Origin of the sequence: Rhabdonatronobacter sediminivivens (assembly GCF_013415485.1) — a bacterium.
GTDB classification, from domain to species: domain Bacteria; phylum Pseudomonadota; class Alphaproteobacteria; order Rhodobacterales; family Rhodobacteraceae; genus Rhabdonatronobacter; species Rhabdonatronobacter sediminivivens.
Genome location: NZ_JACBXS010000074.1, coordinates 1 through 8,015, shown reverse-complemented (window position 1 = coordinate 8,015; position 8,015 = coordinate 1). Strand labels below are relative to the sequence as shown.

The window sequence follows — 8,015 nt, the reverse complement described above, 5'->3', positions numbered from 1 at the left end:
TCGCCCACATCCGTCGCCTCACCCGCCTCATCGCAAGAACCTGAAATCATTCAGACCATTATGAATCGGACTCTGAGTCCCATGCTGATCAGCCCGTGCAGGGCGGCGTGGGCATAGACGAAGGTGTCGAGGGCCTCGTTGCGTTCGCCGTCGCGCTTGGGCTGCCAGGAACGGATCGGGCGGCCGCGCTCGAAGCGGGTGACAACGCGTTCGGCAGTCAGCTGGCGGAAATAGTCGGCATCGAGGCGGCGGGGAAAGTGGATCGCGCCGGGGCCGGGCTCGGTCAGCCGCAGGCGGGCGTAGACCGCGTCCTTCACCGCGTCGACGCCGACGATGAAGAGCGGGATCTTGCCCTTGTTGGTCCGCGTCGGGCGGCGCGGCCAGACGGGGATGCCGGGCCCGCCGCGGCCCTTGATCGCCCAGATGCGGCGGGCGAGGCGGGTGCGGCAGAACTCGTAGGCCATCTTGGTGTGATGGCCGCCGGTGTCGATGGCGGCTGCGCGCACGGGCAGGTCGAGCCCCGCAGGATGCGGGAAGGTCGCCTGCAGCACCATGTCGAGGTCGGACCAGAGGCGCGGGCCGGACGGGTCGCCCCAGAGCACGCGATAGTCGATCACCCACACCTCCTCGTCGCCGCCCCAGCCGAGGATCTGCACCTCGATCCGGTCGCCCTGCACGTCGACGCCTGCGGTGAGCACGGCGACGGACGCGGGCAGCGCCTCGCCCCAATACTCGCGCCGCGCCATCAGCGGGTCGGCCGGAACGGTATCCCCCGCCTGATCCTCCCAGGACTCGCCCAGCTTGGTGTTCACCCAGACCTGCAGGCGGGGCGGGTCCTTGCGGACGCGGCCGTGCTCGGCGGCGATCTCGGCCCATGTCTCCCAAGGGGAATAGAGCGCGGAGAGGTGGAAGCCCGCGGTGCGGCCATCGCCCTCGGTCGTTGCGCGCCATTCGCCTGCGGCCAGCAGGCGGGGTTTCTCGTGCTCGTGGTGGATGCCGCCGCAGGCCTCGCAGACCAGATGCGCCTGGTTACGCCGCCCCTCGGGCCAGCGGATGCGCGCCCATGTGATCGGGGCCATGTCGCCGCAATGTAGGCAGGTAACGTGGTAGAAGCGCCGGTCGCTGTGCTCGAACGCCGCCTCGATGCGGGAGTGACCCTTCAGCGTGGGCGTGGAAACCATGTAGATCTTGCGCCGGCCGCGGAAGGTGGCGGTGCGCTGGATCGCCAGATCGACCGGATCGCCCTCGCCGTCGGCGTCGCCGGGATAGCCGTCCACCTCGTCCAGGAACAGGTATCGGACGGGCGTGGAGCGCAGCCCCACCGCGCTGTTCGCCCCGGTCATCACCAGCTGCCCGCCGGGGAAGGATTTGCGGAACAGGCTGTTCCCGGCATCGCGGGAGCGGGGCGCGGCAACGAGTTCGCGGAGCGCGGGCGTGGCCTCGATCAGCGGGTCGATGCGGACAGTGGTGTTCCGGCGCACCATGTCGAGAGAGGGCATGACCAGCATGGCGATGCCCGGGGCGTTCTGAATGATGTAGCCCAGCCAGTTCAGCCCGGCCTCGGACCCACCCGTCTGCGCGCCCTTCATCAGCACGACGCGCTCCCAGGGGCTGGCGGTCGAGAGCGCGTCCATTACCGCGCGCAGATAGGGCGTGCGGTCCGTGCGCCAGCGCCCCGGCTCGGCCGAGGTCGGCGGCAGGATGCGATGCCGGTCGGCCCAGTCTGAGACCGGGATCGGCGGTTCCGGGCGGATGCCGCGCCGCCAGGCGAGGTCGATGTCAGGCACCATCACCGAAGCTCCCGAGCGGAAGATCGGCCAGGTGTTCGAGATGCTCGCGCATCATCCGGTCGAGGGCGGCGAAGGTGGCGCGCGGATCGGCGCCGAGCTCGGCCGCCAGCAGCGGCGCGGTCCGCTGCACCCATGCCATGTGTGCGTCGCGTTCGGCACGGGCGCGCGCGAAGACCGTGCGCGTGGCGGCGGCGGTTTCGACCAGTTCGCCGCGTTCACGCTCGTAGGCCAGCTTGGCGCGCTGGACCTTCACGATCTCATGCAGCCGCTTCGCCTCGGCCAGCGTGGTTGGATTGCGCGCTGCGCTGGCGGCACCGCCCCGGTTGCGCCGGGCGGGGTCGAGGTTGTCCTCGATCCAGGCCAGCCCCGCCGCCACGTCGATCCGCCCGTCCGCGCGCACCGGCAGCCCCTCGGCCACCAGCTGCGAGATGCGGCCCTTGGTGAGCCCGACGCGGGCGGCAAAGGCGGTCTTGGTCTCGGCGCTGTCGAGTTTAGTCATATCCGCCCCCTGACGCTGGCGGGCAAATGCGCTGCGCTCCCCCACATACGAATCTGCTCGGGAGGAACCAAGGCTTTCCCGAGGCATGCGAAACTCTCTGGCTTGACATGGCGATTACTCACGGATCGATCTGAACATCGTGCAATCGGGTCCGGGTCTCTCGCTGCTGGGTCCGGGTCGGGTCCGGGTCTCTCATCACGATAACCCATTGGATTTGTTCTCTGGGTCCAGGTGGGTCCGGGTGGTCCGGGTTTGTTCGTATCTTTTTTATGTGTATGTGTGCTGCTCCGCCCGGAGTAGATTTCCCAGAAAGACCCGGACCACCCGGACCCACCCGGACCCAGCATTGATTTTACTGAGTATTTTGAGAGGTCAAACCCGGACCCGACCCGGACCCAGTTGATGACAAACCCGGACCCTCTCATCGCAAGGGTTCCTGGTCGCGGCTGTCGCGCCGATACCGGCGTTCGCGCTGGGCGTTGCCACCGTGGCCCCCGATCCGAGCGCGAAACTGCCTGAAACCCATGCTCGTGAGGGTCCGCACCACCCGGTTCTGGTCCGCTTGCGTCCAGCGCCCGCGTTCGATGCCCAGCGCCTTTTCAAGGATCTCTGCAACGGAGACGCTGTCTTGCTGTGCTGCAGCACGCTCAACGTAGCGACGGACAGGTTCGTCCCACGCATCCCCTTGATAGCGGTCTGACTGCTGCTCCGCCGCCAGAGCTTCAAGGCTGCGTTCTTCCAGCCACCAGGGATACCCCTCGTGAAACCGGACGCAGGCTTCTGCCCAAAGCTGGTCCCGGTCCCGCACGATGGCTGGAATGTTTATCGTGCCGCAGGCGACGGGCCAGAACCGCCGCCCGCCTGTGGCGTCTTTCAGATAGCCGCCTTCGGGGTTTACGCTGCCCGCGAACACACATTGTCGCGGCAGGTCCACAAGCCGCTTTCCATATGGCGGGCGGAACCGATCCGAGGTTCGGCTGATGAACGCCTTGATGGTGCCGACCTCCGCCCGCGACATGGTGTCGAGTTCCGCGATTTCGACAATCCAGATGCTGCGTGTTTCCATCGCGGCATCCTTGCTGCCGAGATCGGACAAGCGGTCAGTGAACCATGGCTGCCCCATGATCCGCAACGCCGTTGATTTCCTGATGCCTTGCGGGCCCTCGAGGATCAGGGCGCAGTCCACTTTTGCGCCGGGTTCGTGAATGCGTGCCACCGCTGAAATCAACCAGCGAGGGCCGACCGCGCGGACGTAAGGGCTGTCCGCTGCGCCAAGATAGACAGAAAGCCAGGACTCGATCCGAGGGGTTCCATCCCAGCGCAGGCTGTCGAGGTATTCCCGAACGGGATGAAATGTGCGGTCCCGCGCCACTGCTTCGACCGCTTGACCGGCTATCGACGCTGGGACCAGAACGCCATGATGCTGCAGCCAGTCGGCGACCAGTAGGTCATCTCGGTCGGACCACGGCATGTCCTTCCAGCCAACCGAAACTCTCTGCCATGGTGGTGGCCTGCGCGCGACAGTTGCGGAAGCGAATTCATCATGCCAGAGCACGTCACGCCATTCTGGCGCTGAACGCAGAGCCAAGATGGCATTGGCCAGAACCGGGCGCGGCTCCCCCTCGCGATTGATCAGCAGGTCTTCACGCCAGTCTGACACCGACCAACCGCCTGGACCGGCCCGATCGATCAGATCACGCACGGCACCTACGCCGTTGGTGCGCAAGACATCATTGAAATCCATCCCCAAGGGCGGATCGGCAACAGCAACTTCGTGACCGCGTTTGCGTAGCAACCTGACAGCATCATCGCGCTGTCGCTGGGCCTTGCTTTCGGGATTGTCACCGTCAGCGGCGATGAGGACTGGCTGGCCGGATGGCACCGGGGCCCGCGCAATGTTGGAGACCCCAAGACATGCCCAGGTCTCCCGGCCTGTGGCTTGCCAGATGGACAGAGCATTCTCGATTCCTTCACACAGGATCGTGGGGGCGTTCCCCGGCAGGCGCACGGCGGCCTTCTCTGACCAGCCGTCAACGGCCTTGTTGGTGCGTTTGACCACCTTGAGCGGAGCTTTCCGGCCGTCATCGGTGAGATAGACCTGCTGTAGAGCGAGCACCTGGCCACCTGCATCTGTGGCGAGAGCGACCAGCGCGCCATGATGCCCATATGCCGATGCCCGAAATCTGATGCAGTCTGGGGGAGACACGGAGATGCCTCGGTTGCGCAGGTAGGCTTCTGCCGGGCTTGCGGTGATGGCGGTGCAACTTGCGACGATCTCTGCCACGGCTGCTTGCTGGTCCCGGCCTTTCGCTTTGTGGACAGGACGGCTGGCTGGAACAGATTGCATGTCACCGACCCAGTCCCGCGCCCAGCGCCGTGCCTCGATATCGGACAGTCCCTTCTGATGTCGGATAAGGTCGAGCCCATCGCCGCCGATCCCGGCTTCGTGGTCGTACCAGCGCCCAGCGCGAGGACCGGCAATCTCGATAGCAAGGCTGCCCTTGGTGCCGTAGCGTAGCTGTGTTCTTGTCGAATGGCCCGGATTGGGGACGCCCAGCAACGACTGCGCCAGATCGGCCATGCGATTGTTGACGCGTGCAGCCAGGTCAGAGACCGAGGCTGGACTGCTGCTCAAAGATCGCCCTCCTGCGCCTCGATCCAGGCGATGAGCTTGCTCTTGCGAGCGCAGATGACATTCCCGATCCGGAAAACCGGCATCCGTACTTTGGCATCGCTGGCGTAGTAATACACCTTCCGGCGGTGACTGACGCTGCCGAAGACAAAGATGGCGATGGCCTCTGCGCCGTACAAAAGATCGTCGGCGAGCGTTGGGCATGCGTCTGCTGTCGCAGGGATGACCCGCGTCTGAATAGTCATGGCTGTCTCCGTTCTGGTTTGAGCGTCAGTCGCTCTTGAGGGTGTTCAGCACCCGCCGTTCAATGTCGCTCAGATTGACAACTGCGAAGGAGCGGACCTCGGGATCGGAAACAAGGTTGGGCAATCGCTGAGGTCCCATGATCGTCGACATTGGCGCAGGAATGTTGCTGTCCATGAAGGCCGCATCCTCGCGCGAGGACATCCGGATGGGTCCTTCGTAGATGACCAACAGCGCGTCGCCGTCAGCGACACCATGCAGGTTGTTGATGTGGGGCGCGACCCGCGCAGGTTCAAATCCGAGGCGGTTGAAGTCCACGATGGCCCCAAGCGCGATGGCATCCCGCATCGTGAAGATTCGCGCCTTGCCGCGCTCGCATTCGTTCTGCGGGGTCAGATACCCGCGAGAGATCCAGGCGTCGATCTGGTGACGACCGATGTTGAAGGCGTCCACCAGCACCTGGATCGTGATTTCTTGTTGCATTTCGCTATCCTTTGACAGTGCGTTAGACGTATGGATATGTGACATCTAACAGTGTGTCAATGCCGCTGTAATCTTTGAGAATGTCGGGCACCCGAAGGGGTTTGCCGTATGGGAGAAGCGAAATCATGGCCACGATCCGTAAACGCACGCTGCCCTCGGGTCTTATCCGGTGGCAGGTGGATTTCACTGACCAGGCTGGTAAGCGCCGGTCCAAGCTGTTCCCGCGCCGCAAGGACGCCGACGTCTATCTGGTGAAGGTTCGCTCGCTGGTCGCCAACAACACCTATCTGGCCGACAGCGAGAGCATCACCGTGGCGGACGCCGCCAAGGCGTAGCTCGACCATTGCGAGGTGCGCTGCAAGACGGGGCGGCGGATGGAGCGGTCCACCCTGCGCGGCTACAGCGACTATGTGCGCCTACACATCACCGCGCCCGAGGTCGGGGTCGGGGACAAGCTGATCGTCCAGCTGACCCGCCGCCATGTGAACGAGTTCCGCGACCGGATGCTGCTGAACGGCCGGTCCGAACACCTGACCCGGCGCGCGCTGTCGGTGCTGAAGCTGCTGCTGGATCATGCCATCGACAATGGTCAGCTGTTCACCAATGCGGCCCAAGGTGTGCGCGTGATCAGGTCCAGCCGGATCGAGCACAAGGCCCCGGTGCCAACGAAGGAGGCGATCCGCGCCCTGATCGAGGCCGCCGACGAGGATTTCAAGCCGCACCTGATCGTCTCGGCCCTGACCGGCCTGCGCGCCTCGGAACTGCGGGGCCTGCGCTGGCAGGACGTGGATTTCGAGAAGGGCTTCGTCCACGTGCGCCAGCGCGCCGATGCCTACAACCAGATGGGCGAGCCGAAATCGCGCGCAGGCTATCGCGACATTCCGGCCGGGCCGATGGTATTGAACGCCCTGCGCCGCTGGAAGCTGCGCTGCCCGAAGAGTGACCTCGGGCTGGTCTTCCCCGCCCCGCGCGGCGGCGTCCTCCAGCACACCAACACGCAGGCCCGGTTCCGCAAGCTGCAGGAGCAGGTCGGCGCGAAGCTGCGCTGGCACGACCTGCGCCATTTCGCGGTATCGCTCTGGATCGAGCAGGGCTTCTCGATCAAGGAGGTGATGACCTTCGCGGGCCATTCCTCGATCCAGATGACCATGGAGCGCTACGGCCATCTGTTCCCGTCGCCCGACCACCAGAACGCCATGGCCATGGTCGAGGCCAAACTGCTGGGGTGAAAGATCATGGCTGGCGGGTGCAGAATGTTTGCCAGCCCCACCCGTGTGCCCGGGTCTGAACCGCTTTATCGAAATGCCTCAGGCGCATAGGCCGCCTTGGCCACCACCTTGCTGGCGTCCCCGCGTGATCGATAACGGCCAATCATGTCGCCGCTGGCGGCGTCATCGACCTCCTGCACTCGATAGAGGGTCAGGCTCTTGTCGTTGTTGGGCTTGAGCTGGAAGACCCGGCCGTTCTTGCGGCAGTAGAAGAATTTCGAGCCCTTGATCTGCGTCCACGGACAATCGGCATAGGACAGGAGCCGCCGCTCCCGCTCCAGACGCGCCTCTTCCGACCGCCGCTCGGCCTCAGCACGCTGCTCATCGCGCAGGCGCTGCCACTGCGCGCCCACGTAATCCGACAGGCGCCCGATGATGGCAGCCATCTCCGTGCCAGCCTCTTTCTCCGCCTGGTAGATGGCCAGACATTCGGCCTCAAGCTTCGGTTCCGGATCTCCGATGTATTCCTCCTCGATCATGGCCTTCATTCGCTGTTCGAGATCGGTCATCGTCAGGGCCGGGCCAGGCAGGCCATTCAGGAAGGCGAGCATGTCGTCCTTCGGGATCCAGCAGTCTATTGCCGAGGCCAAGACCTTGTCTCGCGGGCCTTCCCATTTTTTCCAGATGGAACTGTCCTGATCCAGCTTTGTGACAATCTCGAGAGCCAGTTTGGCCAGCGAGCGCTGCTCTCGCATATGACGCAGGGAAGGGCTGCGCACATAGTCGGCCAGTAGACTGTAAACAACTGAGGTTCGCTGATTCATGAACATGCGAGGCTTTCCCGTTTCTTTCCAATGATTTGCGTCTGCTCCGTGCGACACGACGCCGACGTCGCCAGCCAAGAATTCCTCTAAACATTTGCCATTGAAAGACTATTCCGGCCCCGCCGGCTTGCCTCATAACCTGAAGGTCACAGGTTCAAATCCTGTCCCCGCAACCAAAATCCACAACAATATCAAAGACTTCAATCCCGAGCGAAACACTGGGGATATAAGTCAGCGCGTTTACATCAACGCCACATCAACGGGGATGTCCCGATGAATGTTGAAATCGGGTCGGGGCAGCGCTGCCGGGATCATGGTTAGGCGGCCTCTGCGGTC

8 protein-coding genes are annotated in these 8,015 nt (G+C 64.2%); 2 read left to right on the top strand and 6 right to left on the bottom strand.

What is annotated here, in order from left to right; all coding sequences use genetic code 11:
* Positions 1 to 50: 50 nt before the first annotated feature.
* The 5 genes from HUK65_RS17625 to HUK65_RS17605 form a co-directional block, all read right to left on the bottom strand.
* On the bottom strand, positions 51 to 1,790 hold the full coding sequence (locus HUK65_RS17625) for a phage terminase large subunit family protein (RefSeq protein ID WP_235442251.1): 1,740 nt from the start codon (positions 1,788 to 1,790) through the stop codon (positions 51 to 53).
* Positions 1,780 to 2,289: a hypothetical protein gene (locus HUK65_RS17620; protein ID WP_179907575.1), complete on the bottom strand. Its 510-nt coding sequence runs from the start codon at positions 2,287 to 2,289 to the stop codon at positions 1,780 to 1,782. Before HUK65_RS17620 ends, HUK65_RS17625 begins: the two co-directional genes overlap by 11 nt.
* 421 nt (positions 2,290 to 2,710) lie before the next feature.
* Positions 2,711 to 4,924, bottom strand: coding sequence for a virulence-associated E family protein (locus HUK65_RS17615; protein WP_179907574.1), 2,214 nt, complete (start codon positions 4,922 to 4,924; stop codon positions 2,711 to 2,713).
* Positions 4,921 to 5,166, bottom strand: a complete 246-nt coding sequence (locus tag HUK65_RS17610) for a hypothetical protein (protein ID WP_179907573.1) — start codon at positions 5,164 to 5,166, stop codon at positions 4,921 to 4,923. The genes HUK65_RS17615 and HUK65_RS17610 overlap by 4 nt, the downstream gene beginning before the upstream one ends.
* 25 nt (positions 5,167 to 5,191) lie before the next feature.
* Complete coding sequence (locus HUK65_RS17605; protein WP_179907572.1) at positions 5,192 to 5,647, bottom strand: MerR family transcriptional regulator; 456 nt, start codon at positions 5,645 to 5,647, stop codon at positions 5,192 to 5,194.
* Between the two features lie 125 nt (positions 5,648 to 5,772).
* Here HUK65_RS17605 and HUK65_RS18875 point away from each other — a divergent pair, with 125 nt between their 5' ends.
* Both HUK65_RS18875 and HUK65_RS17600 read left to right on the top strand, forming a co-directional pair.
* On the top strand, positions 5,773 to 5,982 hold the full coding sequence (locus HUK65_RS18875; RefSeq protein ID WP_235442250.1) for a hypothetical protein: 210 nt from the start codon (positions 5,773 to 5,775) through the stop codon (positions 5,980 to 5,982).
* Positions 5,983 to 6,021: 39 nt separating this feature from the next.
* Positions 6,022 to 6,876 (top strand): site-specific integrase, encoded by an 855-nt coding sequence (locus HUK65_RS17600; RefSeq protein WP_235442249.1) that lies wholly within the window; start codon positions 6,022 to 6,024, stop codon positions 6,874 to 6,876.
* Positions 6,877 to 6,941: 65 nt separating this feature from the next.
* On the opposite strand, the gene HUK65_RS17595 is transcribed toward HUK65_RS17600, so the two are convergent.
* Entirely contained in the window at positions 6,942 to 7,679 is a 738-nt protein-coding gene (locus HUK65_RS17595; protein WP_179907571.1) for a hypothetical protein, read from the bottom strand.
* Positions 7,680 to 8,015: the final 336 nt, after the last annotated feature.